The organism is Pseudoalteromonas sp. Scap25 (genome assembly GCF_013394125.1).
Classification (GTDB): domain Bacteria; phylum Pseudomonadota; class Gammaproteobacteria; order Enterobacterales; family Alteromonadaceae; genus Pseudoalteromonas.
On record NZ_CP041327.1, the window covers coordinates 1,975,748 to 2,001,265 of the forward strand.

At 40.4% G+C, this 25,518-nt stretch carries 20 protein-coding genes; 14 read left to right on the forward strand and 6 right to left on the reverse strand.

The features are described from left to right. The first annotated feature begins 242 nt into the window (after positions 1-242). Positions 243-1,556: a Na+/H+ antiporter NhaC family protein gene (locus FLM54_RS09070; RefSeq protein ID WP_178956862.1), complete on the forward strand. Its 1,314-nt coding sequence runs from the start codon at positions 243-245 to the stop codon at positions 1,554-1,556. A 118-nt stretch (positions 1,557-1,674) separates the two neighbouring features. Further along, positions 1,675-2,463, forward strand: coding sequence for a hypothetical protein (locus tag FLM54_RS09075; RefSeq protein ID WP_055012946.1), 789 nt, complete (start codon positions 1,675-1,677; stop codon positions 2,461-2,463). Positions 2,464-2,525: 62 nt separating this feature from the next. Here FLM54_RS09075 and FLM54_RS09080 read toward each other — a convergent pair whose 3' ends face one another. After that, positions 2,526-3,323, reverse strand: a complete 798-nt coding sequence (locus FLM54_RS09080; RefSeq protein ID WP_138571377.1) for a M48 family metallopeptidase — start codon at positions 3,321-3,323, stop codon at positions 2,526-2,528. A gap of 170 nt (positions 3,324-3,493) precedes the next feature. On the opposite strand from FLM54_RS09080, the gene FLM54_RS09085 reads away from it, so the two are divergent. Continuing rightward, positions 3,494-4,693 (forward strand): Bcr/CflA family efflux MFS transporter, encoded by a 1,200-nt coding sequence (locus FLM54_RS09085; protein WP_178956217.1) that lies wholly within the window; start codon positions 3,494-3,496, stop codon positions 4,691-4,693. 27 nt (positions 4,694-4,720) lie between these two features. Here FLM54_RS09085 and grpE read toward each other — a convergent pair whose 3' ends face one another. After that, positions 4,721-5,332: a nucleotide exchange factor GrpE gene (grpE, locus tag FLM54_RS09090; RefSeq protein WP_178956218.1), complete on the reverse strand. Its 612-nt coding sequence runs from the start codon at positions 5,330-5,332 to the stop codon at positions 4,721-4,723. A gap of 58 nt (positions 5,333-5,390) precedes the next feature. Continuing rightward, positions 5,391-6,356 carry an HrcA family transcriptional regulator gene (locus FLM54_RS09095; RefSeq protein WP_054201107.1) on the reverse strand — a complete coding sequence of 322 codons (966 nt, stop codon included), beginning with the start codon at positions 6,354-6,356 and terminating at the stop codon, positions 5,391-5,393. 167 nt (positions 6,357-6,523) lie between these two features. Between FLM54_RS09095 and nadK the strand changes: the two genes are divergently transcribed. The 4 genes from nadK (at position 6,524) to FLM54_RS09115 (ending at position 10,195) form a co-directional block, all read left to right on the forward strand. After that, complete coding sequence (gene nadK, locus FLM54_RS09100; protein WP_008464501.1) at positions 6,524-7,408, forward strand: NAD(+) kinase; 885 nt, start codon at positions 6,524-6,526, stop codon at positions 7,406-7,408. A gap of 115 nt (positions 7,409-7,523) precedes the next feature. Beyond that, positions 7,524-8,081 (forward strand): hypothetical protein, encoded by a 558-nt coding sequence (locus FLM54_RS09105; protein ID WP_178956219.1) that lies wholly within the window; start codon positions 7,524-7,526, stop codon positions 8,079-8,081. Positions 8,082-8,156: 75 nt separating this feature from the next. Further along, positions 8,157-9,830: a DNA repair protein RecN gene (gene recN / locus FLM54_RS09110; RefSeq protein ID WP_178956220.1), complete on the forward strand. Its 1,674-nt coding sequence runs from the start codon at positions 8,157-8,159 to the stop codon at positions 9,828-9,830. A 47-nt stretch (positions 9,831-9,877) separates the two neighbouring features. Then, the gene (locus FLM54_RS09115) at positions 9,878-10,195 is read left to right on the forward strand and encodes a hypothetical protein (RefSeq protein WP_138607357.1); all 318 of its coding nucleotides are present in this window, start codon (positions 9,878-9,880) and stop codon (positions 10,193-10,195) included. Between the two features lie 123 nt (positions 10,196-10,318). On the opposite strand, the gene FLM54_RS09120 is transcribed toward FLM54_RS09115, so the two are convergent. Together FLM54_RS09120 and gltB are read right to left on the reverse strand one after the other, a co-directional pair. Further along, positions 10,319-11,734 carry an FAD-dependent oxidoreductase gene (locus FLM54_RS09120; protein WP_013465171.1) on the reverse strand — a complete coding sequence of 472 codons (1,416 nt, stop codon included), beginning with the start codon at positions 11,732-11,734 and terminating at the stop codon, positions 10,319-10,321. 9 nt (positions 11,735-11,743) lie between these two features. Further along, positions 11,744-16,201, reverse strand: coding sequence for a glutamate synthase large subunit (gltB, locus tag FLM54_RS09125; protein WP_178956221.1), 4,458 nt, complete (start codon positions 16,199-16,201; stop codon positions 11,744-11,746). 722 nt (positions 16,202-16,923) lie between these two features. Here gltB and FLM54_RS09130 point away from each other — a divergent pair. From FLM54_RS09130 to FLM54_RS09155, 6 genes are all read left to right on the forward strand, one after another. Next, entirely contained in the window at positions 16,924-18,180 is a 1,257-nt protein-coding gene (locus tag FLM54_RS09130; RefSeq protein WP_138607361.1) for an efflux RND transporter periplasmic adaptor subunit, read from the forward strand. A gap of 35 nt (positions 18,181-18,215) precedes the next feature. Continuing rightward, positions 18,216-18,926: an ABC transporter ATP-binding protein gene (locus FLM54_RS09135; protein ID WP_013465175.1), complete on the forward strand. Its 711-nt coding sequence runs from the start codon at positions 18,216-18,218 to the stop codon at positions 18,924-18,926. A gap of 3 nt (positions 18,927-18,929) precedes the next feature. After that, positions 18,930-20,243 (forward strand): ABC transporter permease, encoded by a 1,314-nt coding sequence (locus FLM54_RS09140; RefSeq protein WP_010388609.1) that lies wholly within the window; start codon positions 18,930-18,932, stop codon positions 20,241-20,243. 10 nt (positions 20,244-20,253) lie between these two features. Further along, positions 20,254-21,462: an ABC transporter permease gene (locus FLM54_RS09145; protein WP_138607367.1), complete on the forward strand. Its 1,209-nt coding sequence runs from the start codon at positions 20,254-20,256 to the stop codon at positions 21,460-21,462. An 85-nt stretch (positions 21,463-21,547) separates the two neighbouring features. Then, positions 21,548-22,876, forward strand: a complete 1,329-nt coding sequence (locus FLM54_RS09150) for a sigma-54 dependent transcriptional regulator (protein ID WP_178956222.1) — start codon at positions 21,548-21,550, stop codon at positions 22,874-22,876. Beyond that, on the forward strand, positions 22,876-24,180 hold the full coding sequence (locus tag FLM54_RS09155) for a PAS domain-containing sensor histidine kinase (protein WP_178956223.1): 1,305 nt from the start codon (positions 22,876-22,878) through the stop codon (positions 24,178-24,180). The genes FLM54_RS09150 and FLM54_RS09155 overlap by 1 nt, the downstream gene beginning before the upstream one ends. 151 nt (positions 24,181-24,331) lie before the next feature. On the opposite strand, the gene FLM54_RS09160 is transcribed toward FLM54_RS09155, so the two are convergent. Beyond that, positions 24,332-24,670: a Grx4 family monothiol glutaredoxin gene (locus FLM54_RS09160; protein WP_008113155.1), complete on the reverse strand. Its 339-nt coding sequence runs from the start codon at positions 24,668-24,670 to the stop codon at positions 24,332-24,334. 264 nt (positions 24,671-24,934) lie between these two features. Here FLM54_RS09160 and FLM54_RS09165 point away from each other — a divergent pair, with 264 nt between their 5' ends. Further along, on the forward strand, positions 24,935-25,516 hold the full coding sequence (locus tag FLM54_RS09165; protein WP_010388603.1) for a superoxide dismutase: 582 nt from the start codon (positions 24,935-24,937) through the stop codon (positions 25,514-25,516). Positions 25,517-25,518 lie beyond the last annotated feature (2 nt).

Below are 25,518 nucleotides of genomic sequence, written 5' to 3' on the forward strand. Positions count from 1 at the left end.
CAAATTTAACCTTGAAAGATCAACAGACCCTCATAATAATAACAGATAGTCTTTGCATTTAGCCATCTATACATTTAAACTTCTTTTTTGCGCCGATTTGGTCTTTGGCTTGCGGGCGCTGTTGAGTTACTTATCTGGTTAGATAGTAAAACAAACAACTAAATTCAGCTAAAAGAGGGATGCTTTGGCTGTTAAGTATATCAATCGGTTTCGATTGCTATGAATAATTAATGAGGATTATGATGCAGCCATCATTTGATAAAAATAAAGCAAGATTTTCTTTGCTACCCCTACTCACCTTTGTTGCTATTTTTTTAGGCTCAGGCTTATATTTGCAATCTCAAGGGGTTGATTATGCATTTTATCAACTCCCAGCACCGGTCGCTATTTTACCTGCGATTGTTTTAGCCTTTATCTTAAACAAAGCCAGTATTAATCAGAGTGTAGAAACCTTTATTAAAGGCGTGGGTAATAACAATATTATTACCATGTGCCTTATCTATTTATTAGCAGGTGCTTTTTCTGCGGTTGCAGGGGCAACCGGTGGCGTTGACGCGGTTGTTAATGCTGGTCTCTCTCTTATTCCCCCTTCATTACTTCTGCCTGGTTTGTTTTTAATTGCAGCGGTTATCTCTACTGCGATGGGCACGTCAATGGGAACTATCGGTGCTATTGGCCCAATTGCTTATGCAGTATCAATGAAAACAGGGATTGATCCCGCATTAATGGCCGGTACCATTGTATCTGGCGCCATGTTTGGTGATAACCTATCAATAATTTCCGACACTACGATTGCAGCTACCCGCACGCAAGGCTGTGAAATGAAAGATAAGTTTAAAGAAAATCTTAAAATTGCTGTTCCGGCCGCTATCCTTACTATTGCATTACTATTGTTTTTAACGCCTGCAGCACAAGTAGTTGATACCAAAGACTACGATATTTTATTAGTACTTCCTTATGCCTTTATTTTAGTACTGGCAGTAATGGGCTTTAATGTATTTGTAGTACTGTTAAGCGGTATTGTTTTCGCCGCATTGATGGGCTTTACTGGAAGCTATGAAGGCGCCAGCTTTGTAAAAGATGTTTACCAAGGTTTTAGCGACATGCAGGAAATATTTTTGCTCTCTATGTTTATTGGTGGCCTCTCTGAGTTTATTCGTATTAATGGCGGCCTCGACTACATCGCGCAAAAAATTCAAGCAATCACTAAGGTCATTGCAAAATGGCATCGCAAGGTAGCGGATCAGTTAGGGATAGCTGCATTAGTGCTAACCAGCAATATGTGTATTGCTAACAACACAGTGTCTATTATTGTGACTGGCCCTATTGCTAAAAAGCTAGCTGACGATGGCGAAATTAGTGGTAAACGTTCTGCCAGTTTATTAGATATTTTTGCCTGTGTTACCCAAGGGTCTTTACCTTACGGCGCACAAGCACTTCTGCTTGGTGCTACATTTAAAATTAGCCCGTGGGAAGTATCAACCTCATCTTACTACTGCTTTATTTTAGCTTTTACCGCTATTGCGGTTATTTGTTTACGTCGTAATAAAGCTTAAATCTTCTTTAAACAGTGTATTAGCCACATGCTAGTACACTGTTTATGACAATAAATAATTAACAAATTAACCGTCTTTGCTATAATGTGGTATTCAGCGTGTCACATAAAATATGGTTATGAAAATTAAAAACTTACTTCCTCTCGTTGCACTTAGTGCGTGTGCCTTAAGTTCAACAGCTACTGCTGCTAATTGGAGCAGTACTGCGCTTCATATTAACAACGGTAATCATAAAAACCCGTTCACTGAACAAAAATCAAGCACCACGGTTTATTCATTGCAACATGCTTCAGGCCATGACTATGGGGATAACTTTTTCTTTATTGATTACAGCACTGATGGCAATGACGATAACTACCAAGATCAAGACTTTTACTTTGAAGGTTATTCTACGCTTAGCTTATCGGCCGTTATGGACGAAAAAGTAGCGTCAGGTGCGCTCGTTGATGTTGGCCTAACCATGGGTATTAATGCCGCAGGCGATGCTAAAGTTGTTAAATACTTACCGGGTGTAAAATTAAGCTGGGATGTACCTGGTTTTAATTTCTTCTCAACCCTTGTGACTGCCTACATTGATGATAGTGAAGGTGTTGCGAAAGGCGGTGCGCCAATTGAAACCAACAGCTGGATGTTTGACGTTGCTTTTGAATATCCATTTATGATTGGCTCACAAAAATTTAGTGTTAAGGGTCATGCGGAATATATTGCTGAGCGTGAAGATGAGTTTGGTAATGACGTACGCGCTTGGTTTTTAGCTCAACCTATTATTGTATGGGATATGGGGCATGCGCTAGAAATGAAAGAAAACACCTTACTGTTAGGTATGGAGTGGCAGTACTGGCATAACAAACTTGGTACAGATGTTACAGAGTCAGTTCCACAAGTACACATAGAGTGGACTTTTTAATAATTAAATACTTAACTATTAAAAAATAAAACCTGTCATTAGACAGGTTTTTTTATGGTTGATTACAACTTACACTGCGGATTTTTACCTTGTGCTTTAGCTGTTTTTTGCTCACTAAGCGCTTTACTCATTTGCGATTGTAAATTTGCAATACGGCTTGTTGGTGCTGGGTGAGTTGATAAAAACTCTGGCGTTGCCCCACTGCCCGCTTGACTCATATTTTGCCAGAGCGTAACAGACTCTTTAGGGTTGAAACCTGCTTGCGCCATTAAATCTAAACCAATAACGTCAGCTTCTGTCTCATGTGAACGACTAAACGGTAAAACCACACCATATTGAGCGCCAAGACCAAGCCCTTGCATAATTTCATTGCGGTATTGCACGTTACCCATTTCAAGCGCCGCACTGCCCACTTTCATTCCGGTTTGTAAAATAGAGCTTTGTGAAACACGTTCATTTGAGTGCTCTGCAATCACATGACCGACTTCATGACCTAAAACAGTTGCAAGCTGATCTTGATTTGTAGCAATTTTTAATAATCCAGTGTGCACGCCAATATAACCACCTGGCAATGCAAAAGCGTTTGCAGATTCATCTTCAAAGACCACCACTTCCCAATTTTGAGATGCATAATCTGTAGGAAGCACGGCTACTACTTTGTCAGCAATACAATTGACGTAACTGTTAACTTTTGGGTCTTTATTTACCGGCTGCGTTTTTTTCATTTGGGCAAAACTCGCAGTGCCCATTTGACTCATTTGTTGATCTGAGTAAAGCGCAATCTGTGTGCGTCCAGTTGGTGATGTTTTACAACCTACTAATACTGCACTGGCAAGTACTGCCAAAACCAATTTCTTCATTATAATGCCCTAAAAAAGTTTGTTACTGAGTATAGAATACCAAACGCAGTGTTAGTTTAAAATCTTTGCTTTTTGCGATTAAACAATTAAGTTAGCAGGCAAACTAAGTTTATCCAACGCCATTGCCCTGCTATACTGCCCAACCTATATTCGTTGTTTTGAGTTTTTAAATGAGCGCTTCGGCTTCTTCTTTTAATACCCGTATTTTATTGCCTTTATTAGCCAGTATTGTAGCAATCACGCCTTTAGCCATTGATATGTATTTACCGGCTATGCTGGTAATTGCCAACGATCTCAATACTAGCATGCCAAATGTTCAAATCTCGTTGAGTATCTATTTAGCAGGTTATGCATTGGGCATGTTATTTTTTGGCCCCATAGCCGATCAAATTGGCAGGCGTAAACTGGCACGAATAGGGCTCAGTTTATTTGGCTTGAGTTCACTCGCTTTAGCATTTACCACTGAAGTGCATACTTTTTGGCTGTTAAGAGCAGTACAGGCATTTACAGGGGCGGCAGCTACGGTTGTGGTTCCAGGGATTATTAGACACATATATCAAAAAAATACTGCTAAGGGTATGTCGTACGTGTCTATGATTATGATGATAGCGCCTTTACTTGCCCCCTCTATCGGCTCAGTTATTTTAGGCTTTTCGCTTTGGTCGACTATTTTTATTGTTTTAGCGGCTTATAGCTTTGTAATTTTACTTTTTGTGCAGCGTTATTTAATCGATATCCCGATATTTAAAAATGATCGAAAAGGGTTATCGCTATTCTTTTCGAGTTACAAAGTGGTATTAAGCAACCCGCACGCCCGCGCTGATATTTTAAGCTCGATGTTTGTGTCGTTTGGCTTTTTTTGCTTTTTAACCTCGGTTCCATATATTTACCTCGACTTTTTTAAAGTATCGGAACAATTGTTTGGCCTGCTATTCGCTTTTAATGTAATGGCGCTGATGTTTGGTAACTTTTTAAATACTCGCGTAGTGCCACGTATTGGCTCACGAAAAATGCTTTATTACGGGCTAATGTGTGGTTTTTTATCTGGCACAGCATTACTCAGCTTTAGTGTGTTGCATTTATCGCTTTACTTTATTGTTGCGGCTATTGCCCCGTTAATGATGAGCTTAGGCATAATAGCAAGTAATGCAGATTCATTAATTTTGATGAAGTTTGAACAAAATACCGGAACTGCTACGGCGGTTATCGGCACCTTGCGTTTTGGTAGTGGCGCATTAGTAGGCCCTATATTAGCGGTAATGCATGCACAAAGTGCGGTTCCATTTTCTAGTTTAATGTTTAGTGCGGTGGTACTGACAATACTGGTGCAGTTAATACATTATTTGAAAGACAAAAAATATGCCTCATAATGAGGCATTTTTAAATTGTATACTTAATTAAGCGTCAGCGGCTTTAGATACCATGACCATTGCAGGGCGTAATAAACGACCGTTTAATGTGTAGCCTTTTTGCATTACTGCTAAAACAGTATTTGGGGTTACATCGTTGCTTGGTTGGATTGACATTGCTTGATGAAAGTCTGGGTTAAACTGCTCACCTTGAGGGTTTACAATTTCAACACCAAATTTAGCTACCGCGTCGTTAAAGCTTTTCACTGTCATATCAATGCCTTCAAGTAAAGGCTTAAGCGTTTCATTTTCTTTATCAGAAAACTCAATAGCACGCTCTAAGTTATCTATAACAGGGAGTAATTCATTAGCAAACTTTTCTAGTGCAAATTTGTGTGCTTTTTCTACATCTTGTGCAGCGCGACGACGCATATTGTCCACATCTGCAGCAGCGCGAACTACGCTATCTTTTTGATCTGCAATAGTTTGCTTTGCAGTTTCAAGCTCGGCATATAACATAGCAATTTCTGCTTCAGGGCTTTGCTCTTGCTCGGCATGTTGCTCAGCTGCTTCAACTGCCGCCTCAACATCGGCTTCGATTTGCGTCACTTCTTCGTTCAGTTCTACTTCTTGCTCTGGGTTTTGTGTCTGCTCAGACATAAAATATACGCTCCAATTCTTTACAACTGCGGTAATTATGGGGATTGAATAAAAAGATTCAAGAGCTCAATGGCTCTAATAATTTAAATTCTTGGATTATTTTCTCTAATTGCGCTGATTTTGGACAAATAACACAAAAGCGACTCTGATATTCTTGATTTTGAAAATACGGCACACTAATCACAATGAGTTCATCGCAGCTACTGAACGGTAAGTTTTCAGTATTGAGAATAGAGACCCCATTTTTAAAAGCGAGTTTATCTTCAACAAAATTTAAAAATGATACACCAATATTAAGGCTTTGCTCACAATCTATTTTTTTATAAAGGTAGTTTTCGCCAACAACGATACTGTTATCTGAGCCTAATTTTTGGCTTAGCTCACGGGTCCATTGAGTTAAAGAGTCATGACAATTACGCGGAGCCGTATTGGCCATTGCCTGCATTCGGTAGAGGCCTTCAATTAAAGATTGTTGACTAAAAACCGTATTGAGCCAAGTAGCAAATTCATAGCGTTGGCTATCGCTAGGGTCATTAGGCTTATTAATACAAATATTGTGGCTCTGCCCTGCTCTATCTAAGAGTAAAATAAGCCAGTTGTTTGCATCAAAGTCGAGCACTTCTACCCTAAATACCTGCTGTGTTCTAACCTGCGGTAGCCCCACACAACAGCATACTTGGTAACGTTGACTCAAGCCATGCGCTAGCTCAACCAATTGTGCCTGCTCAGGTTGCCAATAATTAGCAATATCATTGAGCGTAAAAAACTCATCAAACCAATAGTCAAACCCATCATTGGTTGGCACTCGGCCAGCCGATGTATGTGGTGAATACAACAAGCCTATTTTTTCAAGGCGCGCCATCGCGTTACGCACAGTGGCAGAGCATACCGCCATACCTTTTTGCTTTGCAATTTTTGTTGACGGCACAGGTAAGCCATCGCCATTACAGTACATACTCATAACAGCGGCAAATATTTGCTGATCTCGTGGGTTTAGTTTCATGTTATCTACATCTTTATGCATAGCTGTTATATCGGGGCTAAGTATTATTATTTCAAGTATAAAAAATACAATAAATCTAAATTTTACAGTGAATTAATTAAATCCGCTGGTTATTACTAAGATCTGTGTTTTCAAACACTTCTGTTTTAGGTTACTCTACAAATATTAGAACTCTCAGTGTATTTATTATGGACTCTCCCTTTAACACTATCGGCTTGATTGGTAAGCCAAATCATCCTAATGCTGCCGCTACTTTACAACGATTACATACGTTTTTATTAGCTTTAGGCTTTGAGGTGATTGTTGAAAAACGTACAGGGAGTCAACTTAGTGATGTACCGAGTGACAAACTCGTAAAGCTCGTTGATTTAGGCGAGCGTGCCGACTTGGCGATTGTGGTTGGAGGCGATGGCAACATGCTGGGTGCTGCACGGGTACTTGCTCGCTTTGATATAGCCGTAATTGGTGTAAATAGAGGTAATTTAGGCTTTTTAACTGATTTGAATCCAGAAGGGTTTGAGGGTAGCTTAGAACAGGTACTCAGCGGTGATTACATTGAAGAAAAACGTTTTTTATTAGAAGTTGAAGTGTATCGTCATAACGAACTTAAAAGCGCTAATTCTGCAGTAAACGAAGCAGTGCTTCATGCTGATAAAGTAGCACATATGATTGAGTTTGAAGCCTTTATAAACGATGACTTTGTATTTTCTCAACGCTCCGATGGTTTGATTGTGTCGACTCCAACAGGCTCAACGGCATACTCTTTATCGGGCGGTGGGCCTATTTTAACACCAGAGCTTAATGCAATGTCACTGGTTCCGATGTTTCCACATACTTTATCAAGTCGCCCTTTAGTGGTGGATGCTGATAATGAAGTGCGTTTAAAGCTTAGTTTAGAAAATACTGATAGCTTACAAGTAAGCTGTGACAGCCATGTTGTACTCGCCGTATTACCGGGTGATGAGGTAGTTATACGTAAAGCTGACAAAAAATTACGCTTAATCCACCCAAAAAATTATTCTTATTATAATGTGCTACGTAAAAAGCTTAATTGGGGTAGTCGTCTATACTAGTTTGAACGAATTTTAATCTGAAAAAATCATTAGCCCCTAATTTTATTGCCAAAGATGCAACTTTAGCGCAAAATATTGGACTAGAAATTTTAAATATCATCAGGAAAAAGTAGTAATGAATTATGTAGTATTTCTTGCTTTATTATTATTAATTACCCTACTTGGCAGTTACATGCTAATTGAGAGTAATCGAAAAAAAACCATTGAAGCAAAGAAAAAGCTGTTTAACGAGCGCGTAGCAAGTACTCAATCACGTTTAAAAATAAAACTAAACGAGTTACTTGATGCAAAAGTAATCAGTGCTAAGCACCTTCCTAGAATTCAAGCCGTTGTTAGTAACTTTTTTGTGGTACAGCCTCACACCGATGAAAATTTAGTTAAGTTGGAATCGTTATGTAACCAACTTATTAATATACTTAATGAAGAACTTATAAAAACCTATAAAAGTAACAATAGCCAAGCATTTGCCGACAGCACTCAATATTTTATAGCAGAGTTGCCAGCTCAAGGTATTTTATACAATAAAAATTTTTACCAAGAAGTCCTTCCTACGTTAATCTTAAAGTTGAAAACTGAAGAAAACATACAACCAGTTGATAATATTGATCTTAACGATGAAACCCTCCCTATTGATGAAGAAAAAAAAACACTAATTGAGCCCAGCCTTGCTTAAAATATAGAAATTTAATTTGCAATAAACCAAAACACTGTATAAATTAACAGTTAATTCACTGGATGGATGAACAGTATGTTAATTGGTTTAGAAATTAAAAATTTTGCAATTGTAAGTAATTTAAGCACTGAATGGCATTCGGGCATGACCGCTATTACCGGTGAAACGGGTGCGGGTAAATCAATCGCTATTGATGCGTTATCACTGTGCCTTGGAGAAAGAGCAGAAGCATCTGCTGTGCGCCCGGGCACTGATAAAGCCGAGGTAAGTGCGCAATTTGATTTAAGCAATTTGCCACACGCCCATGCATTTCTAGAAGAGAACATGCTTAATAATGACGATAACGAATGTCTACTTCGTAGAGTTGTTTGCAAGAATGGCCGCAGCAAAAGCTACATTAATGGTAGCCCTGTCACCGCTGCACAGCTAAAAGAGCTAGGCCAATATTTAATTTCTATACATGGTCAACATGCACACCAGCATCTATTAAAAGCAGAGCATCAATTACAGCTACTGGATGCTTACGCCGGGCACCAAAATCTAGTTAATGCTGTAAGCCAACGCTATAAACGTTATGCTGATTTACAAAAAGAATTTAAACAACTAGAACATCAACAGCAACAACAAGCTGCGCAGAAACAGTTATTAGAATACCAAGTAGCTGAACTTGATGAATTTGCCTTGCAAACAGGTGAATTTGAACAAATAGAAGCAGAGCATTATAAGCTCAGTAATAGCCAAACTATTTTGCAATCTTGTCAGCGCGAGCTACAACACTTATACGAAAGTGATGAGCAAAATGCGTGCTCTCTTATACAACATAGCGCGCAACAATTTAATGAACTTGCACATTATGATGAAACCCTGGCCAATGTAGCAGCATTACTGACAGAAGCGGCGGTTCAAGTTGAAGAAGCAAGCAGAGAAATACGCAATTATACTGAACAAGCTGACTTAGATCCTACTCGCTTAACGGAAGTAGAAAACAGGCTCAGCGGCGCTATGGATTTAGCAAGAAAACACCATATAAAGCCACAAGAGCTCGTTGAGTTTCATCAAAATGTAACACAAGAGCTAGACTCTATAAGCAGTAATAGTTCGCGCCTCGAACAGCTTGAAGGTGAAATTACAGCAGCTCTTGAAGATTATCAAACGGCTAGTGAGGAATTAAGTGCTAGCCGTCATCAATACGCTAATACACTTAATGGCTTGATCAGCGAAAGCATGGCTAATTTATCTATGGAAAATGGCGTTTTTGAAATAGCCCTTACAGCACATACCGATCGCTCTCCAAACAGCTTAGGTTTTGATAATGTATCGTTTTTAGTATCAACAAACCCAGGGCAACCATTGCAACCTTTAGCAAAAGTAGCCTCTGGTGGTGAGCTATCACGCATTAGTTTGGCTATTCAGGTTATTATTGCCCAAAAAGTCACGACTCCTACGCTTATATTTGATGAAGTTGATGTCGGTATTTCTGGCCCAACGGCTGCTGCCGTTGGTAAACTGCTGCGCCAATTAGGTAAATCGACACAAGTAATTTGTGTAACTCATTTACCGCAAGTGGCCAGTAGTGCTCATCAGCAATTTTTTGTTGCCAAAGAAATCGCTAATGGTGAAACATTTACGCATATGCTGGCATTGAATAAAGATGGCAGGGTTAATGAAATTGCGCGCTTGCTGGGTGGTGATAACATTAGCAAAACAGCTAAAGCAAATGCGAAAGAGCTTATAAAAGCGCACGGATAAAATTATACATTTATAGTGCGTTACCTTGATACGGTGAGGATACCTTGATGCAAACAACGGTCATTTATTTTGGCTTAGCAATTAACTGGCTACTACTTATAGTTAGTGTACTTTTAGCCATGTTTAGCAAGTTTAAACATACACAATTTAAACAAGGCTTATATCGTTTTTTAAATATGGCATTGATTGTACATATTGTTATTGCTGTTATGTTAGTTTTTAGCAGCACAACTATTAGTGGCTTAATAACACTTAGTTGGTTGGTTATTAGCCTACAGCTTGTTTGTAACATTATCTGCTATAAAAGTGTGAAACGTCGACAAGCCAGAGTGAAATCGAGCCTTGATCACTTCTCGATGGATTAACTAACATAGCGTTTAAAAATGCCCGCAACCTGTGTATTGCGGGCATTTTTATTTGTAAAACTGAGGGAATAAAAAAGCAAACCCGAAGGTTTGCTTTTGACTCCATTCTAACAAAAGAATTATTTACACTTTTAAATAATCCATAATGCCTTCTGCAGCATTACGCCCCTCAAATATAGCAGTAACCACTAAGTCTGAACCACGAACAATATCACCACCAGCAAATATTTTAGGGTTGGTAGTTTGATGAGTAAATTCACCTTGTTCAGGTGCATTAATACCGCCCCAGTGGTTAATTTCTACATCGTACTGTTCTAACCAGTCCATTTTATGAGGCTTAAAGCCAAATGCCATAATCACTTGTGTAGCTTCAATAATGTGCTCTGATCCGGGTACTTCCTCAGCGCGACGACGGCCATTTTCATCTGCCTCGCCAAGCTGAGTTTTTACCATTTTAACGCCGGCTACAGCACCTTTGTCATCAAGTACAATCCCTTTAGGCTGAACGTTATAAGTAAAAATTACGCCCTCTTCTTTTGCATTTTTTACTTCGCGTTTTGAACCAGGCATGTTCTCTTCATCACGACGATAAGCACACGTTACTTTTAACGCGTTATGACGAATGGAGGTACGCACACAGTCCATTGCTGTATCACCACCACCTAGTACCACTACTTTTTGGTTTGCCATATCAATGCAAGCTTGTTTAGACTCATCGTAACCCATAACACGATTAGTGTTACCAATTAAGAATGGCAGGGCATCATGCACACCCGGAGCATCTTCGTTTTCAAGCCCCGCACGCATACTCTGATAAGTCCCCACTCCCAAAAATACGGCGTCATACTCATTAAGTATTTCATCCATGCTAATGTCTTTACCCACTTCAACATTAAGCTTAAATTCAACACCCATTTCAGTAAATATTTCGCGACGTTTTTGCATGACTTCTTTTTCTAATTTAAAAGAAGGTATACCAAAAGTTAACAGTCCACCAATTTCTGGGTGACGGTCAAAGACCACAGGCTTAACGCCGTTGCGTACTAAAATATCAGCACAGCCTAACCCTGCGGGTCCTGCGCCGATAATGGCAACTTTTTTATCAGTCCATGTCACATAGGACATGTCTGGCTTCCAGCCCATTTTGAACGCGGTATCGGTGATGTACTTTTCAATATTACCAATTGTTACCGCACCAAATTCTTCATCTAATGTACATGAGCCTTCACATAAGCGATCTTGCGGGCATACTCGACCACACACTTCAGGCAAACTGTTAGTACGGTGCGAAAGCTCAGCCGCCTCTAAAATGCGCCCTGTACGGATCAGTTTTAACCATTGTGGAATATAGTTATGTACTGGACATTTCCACTCACAATAAGGATTACCGCAATCAAGACAACGATCTGCCTGTGAATTAACCTGATTTTCTGAAAAGGGTTCATAAATTTCTACGAACGATTTTTTACGTGACGAGATTGGTTTTTTGCGTGGGTCTACACGCTGCACGTCTATAAATTGATATACATTTTCGCTCATACTGCCCCCTTATTGCGCCTGAACACGAAGTTCGGCGCTACTGCGAGCACGATGCCCGAGTAAACTTTTTACGTCACTTGATTTAGGTTTTACTAATTTGAACATCGGTAAATAAAGTTCAAAATTAGCTAAAATAGTTTCTGCTCTACATGAGCCTGTTAGTTCTAAATGATCAGCAATTAAGCCGCGTAAATGCTCTTGATGTGAACTCAAATCATCTAAAGTAACCACTTCAACCAACTCTGGGTTAATGCGTTTCTCAAAATCACCTCGTTCATCTAAAATATAAGCAAAACCACCGGTCATACCTGCACCAAAGTTAACCCCTACATTACCAAGTACACATACCACACCACCGGTCATATATTCACAACCATTATCACCAACACCTTCAACAACAGCTTGCACACCCGAATTACGCACAGCAAAACGCTCACCAGCACATCCGGCTGCAAACAATTTACCGCCAGTGGCACCATATAAACAGGTATTACCTACGATGGTTGCTTTGTGACTTTCAAATGACGAACCCAGTGGTGGGCGAACGACTAGCTTACCGCCCGCCATTCCTTTACCAACGTAATCGTTGGCATCACCAACTAAAGTCATTTCAAGGCCGCCAGCGTTCCATACCCCGAATGACTGGCCAGCGGTACCATGAAGCTCAATCACTACGGGATCTGCTGCCATACCTTGATTACCGTGCTTATCAGCAATATAACCAGAAAGCATTGCGCCAACAGATCTATCGGTATTACATATACGGCTCACTAATGAAATGCCGCTTGAGTTATCAATTGCCTCTTGTGCCTTGCCGAGTAAGCTCTCATTTAACTCACCTAAATAGTGCGAGCTATTTGGTGTACTGCAAAACAATGTTTCACCCGTAGGGTTGTTTGGCTGAGCGATAACCGCTGATAAATCTATTTTTTGCTGCTTGGCTGTTTTGCCTTCAATGGCTTCGAGTAAATCTAAGCGACCAATCAAATCGGTTAGGTTTGCAACACCTAAACTTGCCATAATTTCACGCGCTTCTTGAGCTATAAACTTAAAGTAGTTCATCGCCATTTCTGGTAAGCCATGATAGTGCTTTTGACGCAATGTATCGTCTTGAGTTGCTACACCGGTAGCACAGTTATTTAAGTGACAAATTCGTAAGTATTTACAGCCTAACGCCACCATAGGCCCGGTACCAAAACCAAAACTTTCAGCGCCTAAAATGGCTGCTTTGATGATATCAAGCCCGGTTTTTAACCCCCCATCTGTTTGCAGGCGAATACGATGACGAAGGCCATTTTCGACAAGTGCTTGTTGCGTTTCTGCAAGGCCAAGCTCCCATGGGCTGCCTGCATATTTAACCGAGGTTAAGGGACTTGCACCTGTGCCACCATCGTAGCCTGAGATAGTAATTAGATCGGCATACGCTTTTGCAACACCGGTTGCAATTGTTCCTACGCCCGGTTCAGACACCAGTTTTACCGAAATCAGTGCCTTTGGATTTACTTGCTTTAAATCAAAAATAAGCTGGGCTAAATCTTCAATAGAGTAAATATCGTGATGCGGCGGCGGTGAAATTAGTGTCACGCCTGGTACAGAGTAACGAAGCTTAGCAATATAAGGCGTTACTTTTTCACCCGGTAACTGCCCGCCTTCTCCTGGCTTAGCGCCTTGAGCCACTTTTATTTGAATGACATCCGCACTGCGTAAATAATGAGGTGTTACACCAAATCGACCTGAGGCCACTTGTTTAATCCGTGAATTTTTTTCTGTACCGTAACGAAGTTTATCTTCGCCACCTTCGCCAGAATTTGAGCAACCACCTAAACGATTCATGGCAATGGCTAGTGCTTCATGCGCCTCTGGTGATAATGCACCAATACTCATCGCTGCAGAATCAAAACGTTTATAAAGCTCAGTGGCAGGCTCTACCTCATCAATGCTTATACCCTTTTCTGGCAGTTTTAAAGCCAACATATCGCGCAAAGTCGCGACTGGACGGTGATTAACTAGCTTTGCGTATTCGCTGTAATCACTGTACTGACCGCTTCGTACTGCTTTTTGTAACGTTTGAATCACATCAGGGTTGTAAGCATGATACTCGCCGCCGTGTACGTACTTAAATAAGCCACCATGGCTTAGTAATTTACGTTTACTAAGCGCTAGTTTGTGCAAGCTTTGCTGATCGTCATCAAAGTCGCTAAAACACGCCCCTTTTATGCGACTTGCAACGCCCTTAAAACACATCTCAACAATCGCGTCAGATAGACCAACCGCTTCAAACAACATCGAACAACGATATGAAGCCACGGTGCTAATACCCATTTTCGACATGATTTTGTACAAGCCTTTATTAATTGCTTGACGATAAGCCAGTGTCACTTCGCAGTATGACTTATTAATTACCTTGCTATCGCTCATGGCCACAAGTGACTCATACGCTAAATACGGGTAGATTGCGGTTGCACCGAAGCCAAGTAGAACAGCAAATTGATGCGCGTCACGAACGCTACCGGTTTCAATAATGATGTTAGACTCACAGCGTAAGTTATTATCTACCAAGCGTTTTTGTACCGCACCCACCGCCATAGCTGCAGGAATAGGTAATTGATTGTCATCAAAGTTACGATCCGTTAATACCAGCATAATGCAGCCTGATGCTGCTTTTTCTTGTGCTTCATCACAAACACGCTTAACGGCGTTTTCAAGTCCTTCTTCTATGGTGTAAGTAATGTCAATCTTACAGTAACTGTAGTGTGCTTCATCGGCATTGAGTAGCTGCTGCATGTCAGCATACATTAAAATAGGGGTATCAAATTGCAGGCGTTTAGCATGCCCTGTCGTTTCATTAAATACGTTTTGTTCACTGCCAATACACGTTGCCAACGACATTACATGGTTTTCACGTAACGGATCGATTGGCGGATTAGTCACTTGGGCAAACTTCTGGCGGAAATAATCGTAAAGTGAACGATGCCCTTCGCTTAGGACGGCAAACGGCGTATCGTCACCCATTGAACCGGTAGCTTCTTGACCATTTTCACCCATAACACGAATAACACTGTCTAGCTCTTCATTAGTATAGCCAAACATCTTTTGATATTTGGCTAGAGTTGCATCATCGAATGAGCGATTACCTGCATCTTGCTCAGTCAGTGCTTCAAAAGGTGTTAAGCGTTTAACGTTTTCTTCTAACCACGATTTATAAGGGTGGCGTGATTTTAAATCTTGGTCAATTTCATCTGAATGCCAAATTTTTCCGAGTTTGGTATCAATAACCAGTAGCTCGCCTGGGCCAACACGTCCTTTTTCTACCACCTCATCAGCGGTGTAATCCCAAATTCCCACCTCAGAAGCTAAAGTAATAAAGCCATCTTGAGTAATAATATAACGCGCAGGGCGCAGACCATTACGGTCTAGGTTACAGGCTGCAAAGCGCCCATCAGACATAACGATGCCTGCAGGGCCATCCCACGGTTCCATATGCATAGAGTTAAAATCATAGAACGCACGTAAGTCGTCATCCATAGCTCGATTTTTTTGCCATGCTGGCGGCACTAGCATGCGCATCGCACGGAATAAATCCATACCACCAGCTAAAAATAGCTCCAGCATATTATCGAGGCTAGATGAGTCAGACCCTGTCTCATTAACAAACGGCGCTGCGCTTTGTAAATCAGGAATAAGTGGCGAAGCAAATTTATAAGAACGGGCACGTGCCCATTGGCGGTTACCTTCAATAGTATTAATTTCACCATTATGTGCTAAATAACGAAATGGTTGCGCTAAAGGCCAGCGAGGCTGTGTGTTTGTAGAGAAGCGTTGATGAAAAACACAAATAGCACTGGTCATGCGAATATCCGCAAGATCAAGGTAAAAATTAGGCAAGTCAGCAGGCATCATTAAGCCTTTATATATTGTGACTAACCCAGATAAGCTCGCAATATAAAATGATTCATCGTCCATTAGACGCTTTTCTGCACGACGACGTGCAACATACAAGCGGCGTTCTAAATCTTTAGAACGCCAACCTTCTGGCGCACTAATAAAAATTTGTTCAAAACCTGGCAATTGTTTTAGAGCAATAGGTCCTAACATTGATGGATCAGTTGGAACCACACGCCAGCCCAAAATATTTAGCGTTTCTTTTTCTAGTTCTTCGCTTAAAACATCTTTGGCTGCTTGTGCTAGTACCGGATCAGCATTGAGGAAAATCATCCCAACGGCGTAATTTTTACCTAAATGCCAATTATTCTCGGCAGCAATAGCCCGAAAGAAGCTGTCTGGTTTTTGTAATAACAAGCCACAACCATCACCCGTTTTACCATCAGCAGAAATACCACCGCGGTGCTGCATGCGATCTAAACCGGTGATCGCCGTACGAATGAGTCGGTGACTCGCTTGGTTATTAACTTGGGCTATTAAGCCAAAGCCACAATTATCTTTTTCTAGTTTTGAGTCATATAACATGGACCCCTCCCCTTGCTGCGCTGTTAACGTGGATGAACGGCTCGACGATTTGCTAACAGACGAACAAAATTAGCGTTATTCCACCCTTGAGTCAATATTTTTATGAATACATATTCATTATATTGAATATATTTCAACTTAATTAAAAATCATAAAATAATGCCACCCATTAACATTTGCATAGATATCGAATCGAAAAATAGATTGACACCGGTGTTATTTTTAAAAACTTGTAAACAAAAAGCATGTGCGACTAGCAGTTTACGTAAACGTAAGGTGAGCCCAAAATGAATAACTATTCATTATGGGCTATTTCCTCTTTTGTGCTGTATTAGTAATTCATCTGAACACGACATTTAATTACAGCGGCTTCTATTAGCGCATAGTTTATTCAATAGATTTAAACGCTCCCCTCATGTTATGCATTAATTAACAACTTGCTTTGCTTTACGTTGAGATAACCTCATCCCATAGACAAATCAAAAAAGTGCCCGCAGCGGACACTTTTTATGTCCGCGGACATGTAAAACAACAAGGGTAAAGTTAAAAACCGAATAAATTCAATAAGATAAAAAATGGCATGCTATTCGAATACAGCATAACTATATAAATTTTGAGGATGTTCGAATGTTTACTATTGGCTTATTTTTAATTTCACCAATTATTCTATTTATTGCCTCGCTAATGATTACTGTGTTTGAAAAACACTAAGAGAATGAATAATGATTAAAGACACTAGCGGGCAAGACACGCAAATCTCACGACCTATAAATTTTAAAAAATACATCAGGCTGTTTATATTTATTGTGGGCCTAGTTGCTCTATGTGTATATGCACTATTAAATGCTGATCAAGAAGGTACTATCTCGGTTGATAGAGTAAGCCTACAAATAGCCACGGTGGTGCGCCAATCGCTAATACGCGATGTTGCAGCCAGCGGTAAAATTGTGGCCGCCAGAGCACCAAAAGTTTACAGCCCTGAACGAGGCTTTGTTTCATTGAAGGTTAATGCTGGTGACTCAGTAAAACTGCATGATGTAATAGCCATGGTTGATAGTCCTGAGCTCACAAACGAATTAAAGCAGCAACAGTCTGTTTTAGCTCGTCTTGAGGGCGAGCTACAACGTAAACACCTTGAGGCACGCCGCCAATCATTAAGCTTAAATAAAGCACTTGATCTAGCACAAGTAGAGTTAAACGCTGCCGATAGAGAAAATCGCAGAGCGGCCTTATCAATGCAAAAAAATGTGATCAGTCAAATTGATCACGAAAAAGCCATTGATGAGCTTGCCCGTGCAAAACTCTCTTATAAACATGCAGAGCAAGAAGTTGAATTGTCCAAAGATACACTTGCTTTTGAACTACAGGCCGCTAAACGAGATGTCACTCGTCAACAACTGATTGTCGATGATCTACTTCGTAAAGTTAATAACTTAACAATTAAAGCCACTGTGTCAGGGATTGTAGGTAACTTACTAGTTCAACAAAGAGAAGCGGTAACACAAAGCCAACCATTAATGACTTTAGTTGATTTGAGTAATTTTGAAGCAGAGCTACAAGTCCCTGAAAGTTATGCAAATGAGCTTGGTTTAGGTATGGACGTAGAGATAACAATGGGCGCTAGCAAAGTGATGGGCGCCCTCTCTGCCATTTCACCAGAAGTAAATAATAGAGAAGTCACAACGCGTGTACGTTTTGACAAAGACATGACGGGTATCAGACAAAACCAACGATTAACAGCCCGTATTTTATTAGAAAATCGTGACGATGTTTTACAAGTTAAGCGTGGGGCATTTTTACAACAAGGCGGTACACAGGTTTATAAAATTACCGGTGATACAGCTCAGCTCATTGATATTTCAATTGGTGCAACCAGCATTGATGCGGTTGAGTTAATTTCAGGGGTTCAAGCTGGCGATGAATTGATTATTTCAAGCTATAACAGTTTCAAACACACACACACATTATTACTTCGCTAACAATCGCGTAGAACCAAACAACAAAAGGAAAAAGCATGTTAAAGATGAATAATATAAGTAAAGTATATCAAACAGAAATGGTTCAAACCCATGCATTACGTGATTTTAATCTACACGTTGATGAAGGCGAATTTATTGCTGTTACAGGCCCTAGCGGGTCAGGAAAAACGACCTTTTTAAATATAGCTGGAATGTTAGAACCCTTCTCTGCAGGTGAATATTTACTTGATGGAATTGATGTAGGTAAGTTAAACGATAACCAGCGCGCAGATTGTCGAAATCAAAAAATAGGCTTTATCTTCCAAGGGTTCAATTTAATACCTGACTTAAACTTATATGAAAATATTGAAGTACCGCTACGTTATAGAGGTATTAAAGCCGCAGAGCGTAAACGTCGCATTGAAAAATGTTTAGAACAAGTTGGTCTTGCCTCTCGGGCAAAACATTTGCCACAGCAACTCTCTGGCGGACAGCAACAACGAGTGGCCATAGCACGCGCGCTTGCTGGCGAGCCACGATTTTTATTAGCCGATGAACCTACCGGTAATCTCGACAGCCTTATGGCTCGTCAAGTAATGGAGCTGCTTGAACAAATCAATCGCGATGGCGCAACCATTGTCATGGTCACCCATGATGCAGAACTTGCTCGGCGTGCCCCTCGAAACATTCAAGTTGTCGACGGTCAACTTGCTGATTTCACCTTGTACCAAGGTGCACAAAACCTTAAAAATGTTGCTGGAGCGTAAGCCATGCTATTACATTACCTAGATTTAAGTTGGCGTAGCTTTAAGCGCACTCCTCTGGTGAGTTTCTTAATGGTGCTGGCGATTGCCATTGGGATTGGTGTAACCATGACCAGTTTAAGCGTTTATCATATGATGTCGGCAGACCCTATCCCACATAAGAGCAGTCAATTGTATAACGTACAATTACAAACCATGGATGAAGGTCACACGTGGTGGACGGGTGACGATATCCCCATGCAATTGACTTATCAAGATGCCGTAAATTTACATAATGCGCCTACTCCAGATAAAAAAGTGGCCATGATGCGCACTGGCTTCTCGGTGTATTTAGACTCAGATAAAGTTAAGCCGTTTACTGGTGAAGCACGCATGACCACACCCGATTTTTTTAGCATGTTTGATGTGCCATTTATTTATGGCGGTGTGTGGAGTGTACAACAAGAGCAATCTGCAGCCCCTGTTTTGGTGATTTCAAAAGAGCTGAACGATAAGTTGTTTGCGGGTGAAAACTCCATCGGCAAACTAGTCTATTTGGATGACGATAGCTACCAAATTGTCGGTGTTATTGATGACTGGCCCCTCAACCTTAAATATTACGATTTAAATAACGGCGCTTTTGATAAAATAGCAGACCTATTTTTACCCTTTAGTTTAATTAAAGCAAAAGAGCTCACCAGCTGGGGCAATAGCAATGGCTGGAAACATGAAAATATAAATACCTATGCCGATAGATTGCAATCGGAAATAGTGTGGATCCAATTTTGGGCTCAGCTTGATACACCAGAGCAAAAAACCGCTTACGGTGATTACCTCACCTCTTACATTGAAGAGCAAAAAAAACGTGGCCGCTTCACGCGAGAGAAACCTGAATATAGCCTACGTGATGTAAACCAATGGATGGAATACAACAATGTCGTTAGTGAAGATAACAAAATACTGGTTAGTTTAAGCTTTATGTTTTTAGCGGTGTGTTTAGCTAATATTTTAGGATTATTACTAGCAAAGTTTTTACGCCGTGCTCCAGAAGTCGGCGTGCGTCGAGCACTCGGGGCAAGTAAGCGACAAGTCTTTCTACAGCATTTAGTAGAAGTAGCCATGCTTGGTTTTATCGGCGGGTTGCTCGGTATTGTACTTGCACAAATTGGCCTTCTCGGGGTAAGGCAAAGTTACGAATATTACAAAAACATAGCCACGATGGATTTAGCCATGTTATTAAGTGCCCCAGTTATCGCAATAACTACTTGCATTATTGCTGGGCTTTACCCTGCTTGGCTAGTGTGTAAAACCAACCCTGCCATTTACCTGAAGAGCCAATGAGGAGCTAATCATGTTAGAAATAAAACCGATATTTCATGCCCTTTGCCGCTCAAAGGTAGGCGCAATATTACTTTTAATTCAAATTGCAATTACGACAGCCATTGTCAGCAATGCGGCGTTTATCATTCAAGATAGAATCGCTTTTTTAAACCAAGAAACCGGCTATCCAGAGCAAGACTTGTTTAAGTTCAATGTGATGACCTTTGGGAAAGACGTTGATGCTAGCCAGCAGTTTGAACTAGATGAAGCCATGTTAAGAGCCCTACCAGGGGTTGAGAGTGCAGCGCAAAGTAGCAGTATTCCGTTATCTGGTAGTGGCAGCGCTTCCGGCTTTAATTTAAAACCTGCACCACAAGAAAGCAAAAATGTGCGCACTGCTTACTTTTTTATTGATGAGCACGGCCTAGACACATATGGCGTAAAATTAATTGCTGGGCGTAATTTTACTGAGGCTGAAGTACTCATTACAAATTCACCGACAGATAGAACAACTAATGTCACTGTCGTTACTGAGGCGTTAGCCAATGAGCTTTTCCCTGAGGGCAATGGCCTTGGTAAGACCGTTTATTTTGGTGACTTACCCCTACAAATTATTGGGATCACAGCGCCAATGAAAGGCCCTTGGCTAAAAGATAGTCACCCCAATAATGTCGCGCTTATTCCGTATATTCAAGGCAAAACTTACGCACAATTTGCTGTAAGAACAAAGCCAGGACAACGCGCAGCTGTAATGAAACAAATCGAAAATGCGATGCTAAATAATTATAGCAAGCGGGTGATCAACAATATTAAAGGTCTTGATGAACTTAAAGATCAATATATGGCTGCAGATAAACTTATGATGCGTATGTTAATTGTGCTCATAACCATACTGGTATTGGTAACCGCACTGGGCATTTTTGGTTTGACGCTATTTAATATAAACAAACGTACCAAGCAAATTGGAACCCGTCGTGCTTTAGGCGCTCGTAAATCTGCAATTGTTAATTATTTTTTAGTTGAAAATGCGCTGATTTGCATTGCTGGCTTATTTTTAGGTGCTATTTCAGCACTTTTACTCGGTCAGTTATTAATGCAACATTTTTCAATAGCGGCATTACCATCAAGTTATATTGCTGTCACGGCAGTCATGGTGTTTACAATGAGTCTTTTGGCTGTATTTGGCCCAGCTAAACGCGCGGCAAATATTTCGCCGAGTATCGCAACCCGAACCATATAGCACAGCTCCCAACCTATGCTACACTGGCTAAACGCGGTGTAGCATTTTCAATATTTAAATAATAATAAACAGCGATTAAATTAACATGGAAAAAATACTTATCGTTGATGATAATCCTGCAATTTTAGATGCTTTGTCATTATTGCTAGAGATTCACGACTATAAAGTGGTTACTGCAAATAGCCCATTTGAAGCTATTCAAATTGTGCAATACCAGCGTATTGCACTTGTACTTCAAGATATGAACTTTAGTAACGACACAACTTCAGGAGAAGAGGGAAAGTTACTCTTTTATCAACTTAGAGAGCTAAATCCCCATCTGCCCATTATTCTGATCACTGCATGGACTGAGCTTGAAACAGCCGTTGAACTTGTCAAAGCCGGTGCGGCTGATTATTTACCAAAACCATGGGATGATGCCAAGCTTCTTACCTGTGTTAATAACCTAATTGAACTAGGAAAGACAAAAAAACAAAATCAAACCTTATTGCGCCACCAGCAAGAGCGTGAGGCATCTATAGAAAATGCTAATTTAGTAGGTTTAATTTATCGCAGTACGGCGATGGAGCAATTAGTTAAAATGGCATTACAAGTCGCCAAATCTGATGTCTCTGTATTAATAACAGGCCCAAATGGCAGTGGTAAAGAGCGCATAGCACAAATTATTCAAGCAAACTCACCTCGCCAAAATGCTGCGTTTATTACGGTCAATGCAGGTGCCCTTCCCCATCAACTAATAGAAGCAGAATTATTTGGTGCAGAAGCAGGTGCTTTTACAGGGATCACAAAACAAAGGATTGGTCGATTTGAAGCGGCTGATGGTGGCACATTATTTTTAGATGAAATAGGTAATCTCCCTTTATCAGGACAAATGAAGCTCCTACGGATTTTACAAACGGGAGAATTCGAGCGCTTAGGTTCAACCCAGACCCGAAAAGTTAATGTCCGTGTAATATCAGCGACCAATGAAAACCTAACAGATGCAATCAGCAAAGGGCTGTTTAGAGAAGACTTATACTACCGCTTAAATGTAATTGAACTTAACCTGCCAAGTCTTAATCAGCGACCGGATGACATACTTCCTCTTATTCATCATTTTTTAGTAGAACGTGAGCTGGACTTACAATGCGAAAACCTACTTTTAGCCCATTCATGGCCCGGTAATGTTCGTGAACTTGAAAATGCATGTAAACGTGTCAGTGTGCTCAAACCCAGCGGTGAGATAAGCATCGACGACTTTGGTTTAACTCCTATTACGCCTCAAACACACACTCAAAAAGTAGAGCCTAACAAACAACAAATTGAGGATGCCATGCGTTTACATAAAGGGGTGATTGCCAAAGTAGCACGTGAGTTTGGCCTCAGCCGACAAGCACTCTACCGTCGTCTTGATAAGTTTGAGATTGCCTACTGATGAAAAAATCAAGATACCGCTTCTCTTTAACTTCTAAAGTGATTTTAGTATGTGTATTTTCCTCTGTGATCCCTGTTTTTATCTGTTGTTGGCTGCTGGGTGTTGACGCTATAAAAACAACAGTAAGTGTCATTTTCACAGCCGCGCTAAGTAGCTTATTGGCTCATCGACTCAGCGGTAAACTGGTCCAAGGTATTACTTCATTAGAAACTGGCTTATTAAATTTTAAAGATGGGGAACTATCGACTTTACTGGCCTATAACCATAATGATGAATTAGGTCATTTGTGCCAGCTTTACAACAAAACTGCAAAGCAATTAAGACAAGAAAAACAATGGGTTTACCAACGAGAGTTGATGCTTGATAAGGTATTACAAAACGCCCCTCAAGCTGTATTATTGGTAAATGACAATGATTTTATTGTTTATAGTAACCATAGTGCGAGAGATTTTTTTAATGCAAGTACAGCCCTAGAAGGCGAAAAAATATCACCATTATTGTCTAAAGCCCCACAGCAAATAATTAATGCCGTTAATAAAGGCGTAGATGGTTTATTTATTCTCGATAAAGCAGAACAAGAACCGCAAACATGGCATCTTTCAATGGGTCGCTTATTGCTTAACAACCAACACCACAGGTTGTTTGTATTTAAACAATTGACCCGCGAATTGAGCCGCCAAGAAGTTGAAGTTTGGAAAAAGGTTATTAGGATCATTAGCCATGAACTCAATAACTCACTAGGTCCAATGTCATCCATGTTACATAGTGCACAGCTGTTAACGCAAAAAGTGGATGAACCTCGTTTACAACGCGTTTTCACTACCATTGAAGAGCGAATAAAGCATTTAAACGAGTTCGTTCAAGGCTATGGAAAGTTTGCTAAACTACCACCACCTAAAATAACAACGGTTGATTGGCATTCATTACTCGATCAATTACAAAGCCAATGGCAATTTAATTTCGACCTTCAAAAAGATATCATCACACGAGCCGATCAAACCCAAATAGAACAATTGCTCATTAACCTGTTGAAAAACGCACATGAATCAGAGTCGCTAGCAGAGCATATTAGTTTAAAAATAACACAAGATAACCTCGGCACTCATATTAATGTGAGCGATCAAGGAAAAGGCATGAGTGAAACGGTTATGGCCAGTGCTCTCATCCCTTTTTATTCTACCAAGGCAGCTGGAAGTGGATTAGGGTTGGCACTGTGTCGAGAAATTGTTGAAGCCCATCATGGGCAAATTAGCCTGCATAATCGTGAAATCGGCGGGATCAGTGTTTTTGTAAGTTTACCCTGATAACTGCTTATTTAAGAATGAAAACTTGTCCAATTTATGGGCGATTAAATCGCGCTCTGAAGTTTGCGGCTTTGTAAGCTACGAAAAAACGAGTAACTTGTCTATAGATATAAAAAAAGCTGCAAATTGCAGCTTTTTTTTACCTAAACACTTATTCAGCGTCTGCAGGTTTATGCTTTGCAGCTGTTTCAGTGATCAGTGGTTGTAATTCACCACGTTGAAACATTTCAATGATAATGTCACAGCCACCAATTAACTCACCTTCAACCCAAAGTTGTGGGAAAGTAGGCCAGTTAGCATACGCAGGAAGCTCTGCACGAATGTCTGGATTAAGTAAAATATCTACATAAGCAAACGGTTCACCACACGACATTAACGCTTGTGATGCTTGTGAAGAAAAACCACAATTAGGCAGTTTTGGTGATCCTTTCATGTATAAGATGATTGGGTTTTCAGCAATTTGCTGTTTAATTTTATCGATGGTTTCCATTTACAACCTCAAAATGACGATAGCGAACACATTAGGCCTTGAAAAAGTTTCACTGTGGCCTCAGATATATAGATTAAAATAGGCAATTAAAGCCTCAATCTTAATTAGCTTTAGCAAGAGCATTGCTGTTTGCTAAAACTTGAGTAAAATACTCAACAATTATAGTAACACTATATTCCTGTTTGGTATAGATAAGTGCCCTGTTTGCGCAGGCATTACGTATTACTAAATAGACTATCAACCAAAAGAAGATGGAGATAAAAAATGGCATTTGAACTACCGTCACTACCGTATGCAATTGATGCACTTGAGCCACATATTTCACAAGAAACGCTAGAGTTTCACCATGGTAAACACCACAACACTTATGTGACTAAACTTAACGGTTTAATCCCAGGCACTGAGTTTGAAGGTAAGTCACTTGAAGAAATCGTATGTTCTTCAGAAGGCGGTGTATTTAATAACGCTGCTCAAATCTGGAACCACACTTTCTACTGGAACAGCCTATCTCCAAATGGCGGTGGCGCTCCAACAGGTGCAATTGCTGATGCAATTAACGCGAAATGGGGCTCATTTGACGCATTTAAAGACGCGTTAAACGACAAAGCAGTAAATAACTTTGGTTCAAGCTGGACTTGGTTAGTTAAACTAGCTGATGGTTCACTAGACATCGTTAATACATCTAACGCTGCTACACCACTAACAGATGCAGGTGTTACTCCAATCCTAACTGTGGATTTATGGGAACACGCATACTACATTGATTACCGTAACGTGCGTCCAGATTACCTTAAAGGTTTCTGGTCACTAGTTAACTGGGAATTCGCGAACGCTAACTTCGCATAATT

Coding starts and splice junctions, on each gene's coding strand:
- FLM54_RS09070 (WP_178956862.1), top strand. CDS start 243: ATGCAGCCATCATTTGATAAAAATAAAGCAAGATTTTCTTTGCTACCC.
- FLM54_RS09075 (WP_055012946.1), top strand. CDS start 1,675: ATGAAAATTAAAAACTTACTTCCTCTCGTTGCACTTAGTGCGTGTGCC.
- FLM54_RS09080 (WP_138571377.1), bottom strand. CDS start 3,323: ATGAAGAAATTGGTTTTGGCAGTACTTGCCAGTGCAGTATTAGTAGGT.
- FLM54_RS09085 (WP_178956217.1), top strand. CDS start 3,494: ATGAGCGCTTCGGCTTCTTCTTTTAATACCCGTATTTTATTGCCTTTA.
- grpE (WP_178956218.1), bottom strand. CDS start 5,332: ATGTCTGAGCAGACACAAAACCCAGAGCAAGAAGTAGAACTGAACGAA.
- FLM54_RS09095 (WP_054201107.1), bottom strand. CDS start 6,356: ATGCATAAAGATGTAGATAACATGAAACTAAACCCACGAGATCAGCAA.
- nadK (WP_008464501.1), top strand. CDS start 6,524: ATGGACTCTCCCTTTAACACTATCGGCTTGATTGGTAAGCCAAATCAT.
- FLM54_RS09105 (WP_178956219.1), top strand. CDS start 7,524: ATGAATTATGTAGTATTTCTTGCTTTATTATTATTAATTACCCTACTT.
- recN (WP_178956220.1), top strand. CDS start 8,157: ATGTTAATTGGTTTAGAAATTAAAAATTTTGCAATTGTAAGTAATTTA.
- FLM54_RS09115 (WP_138607357.1), top strand. CDS start 9,878: ATGCAAACAACGGTCATTTATTTTGGCTTAGCAATTAACTGGCTACTA.
- FLM54_RS09120 (WP_013465171.1), bottom strand. CDS start 11,734: ATGAGCGAAAATGTATATCAATTTATAGACGTGCAGCGTGTAGACCCA.
- gltB (WP_178956221.1), bottom strand. CDS start 16,201: ATGTTATATGACTCAAAACTAGAAAAAGATAATTGTGGCTTTGGCTTA.
- FLM54_RS09130 (WP_138607361.1), top strand. CDS start 16,924: ATGATTAAAGACACTAGCGGGCAAGACACGCAAATCTCACGACCTATA.
- FLM54_RS09135 (WP_013465175.1), top strand. CDS start 18,216: ATGTTAAAGATGAATAATATAAGTAAAGTATATCAAACAGAAATGGTT.
- FLM54_RS09140 (WP_010388609.1), top strand. CDS start 18,930: ATGCTATTACATTACCTAGATTTAAGTTGGCGTAGCTTTAAGCGCACT.
- FLM54_RS09145 (WP_138607367.1), top strand. CDS start 20,254: ATGTTAGAAATAAAACCGATATTTCATGCCCTTTGCCGCTCAAAGGTA.
- FLM54_RS09150 (WP_178956222.1), top strand. CDS start 21,548: ATGGAAAAAATACTTATCGTTGATGATAATCCTGCAATTTTAGATGCT.
- FLM54_RS09155 (WP_178956223.1), top strand. CDS start 22,876: ATGAAAAAATCAAGATACCGCTTCTCTTTAACTTCTAAAGTGATTTTA.
- FLM54_RS09160 (WP_008113155.1), bottom strand. CDS start 24,670: ATGGAAACCATCGATAAAATTAAACAGCAAATTGCTGAAAACCCAATC.
- FLM54_RS09165 (WP_010388603.1), top strand. CDS start 24,935: ATGGCATTTGAACTACCGTCACTACCGTATGCAATTGATGCACTTGAG.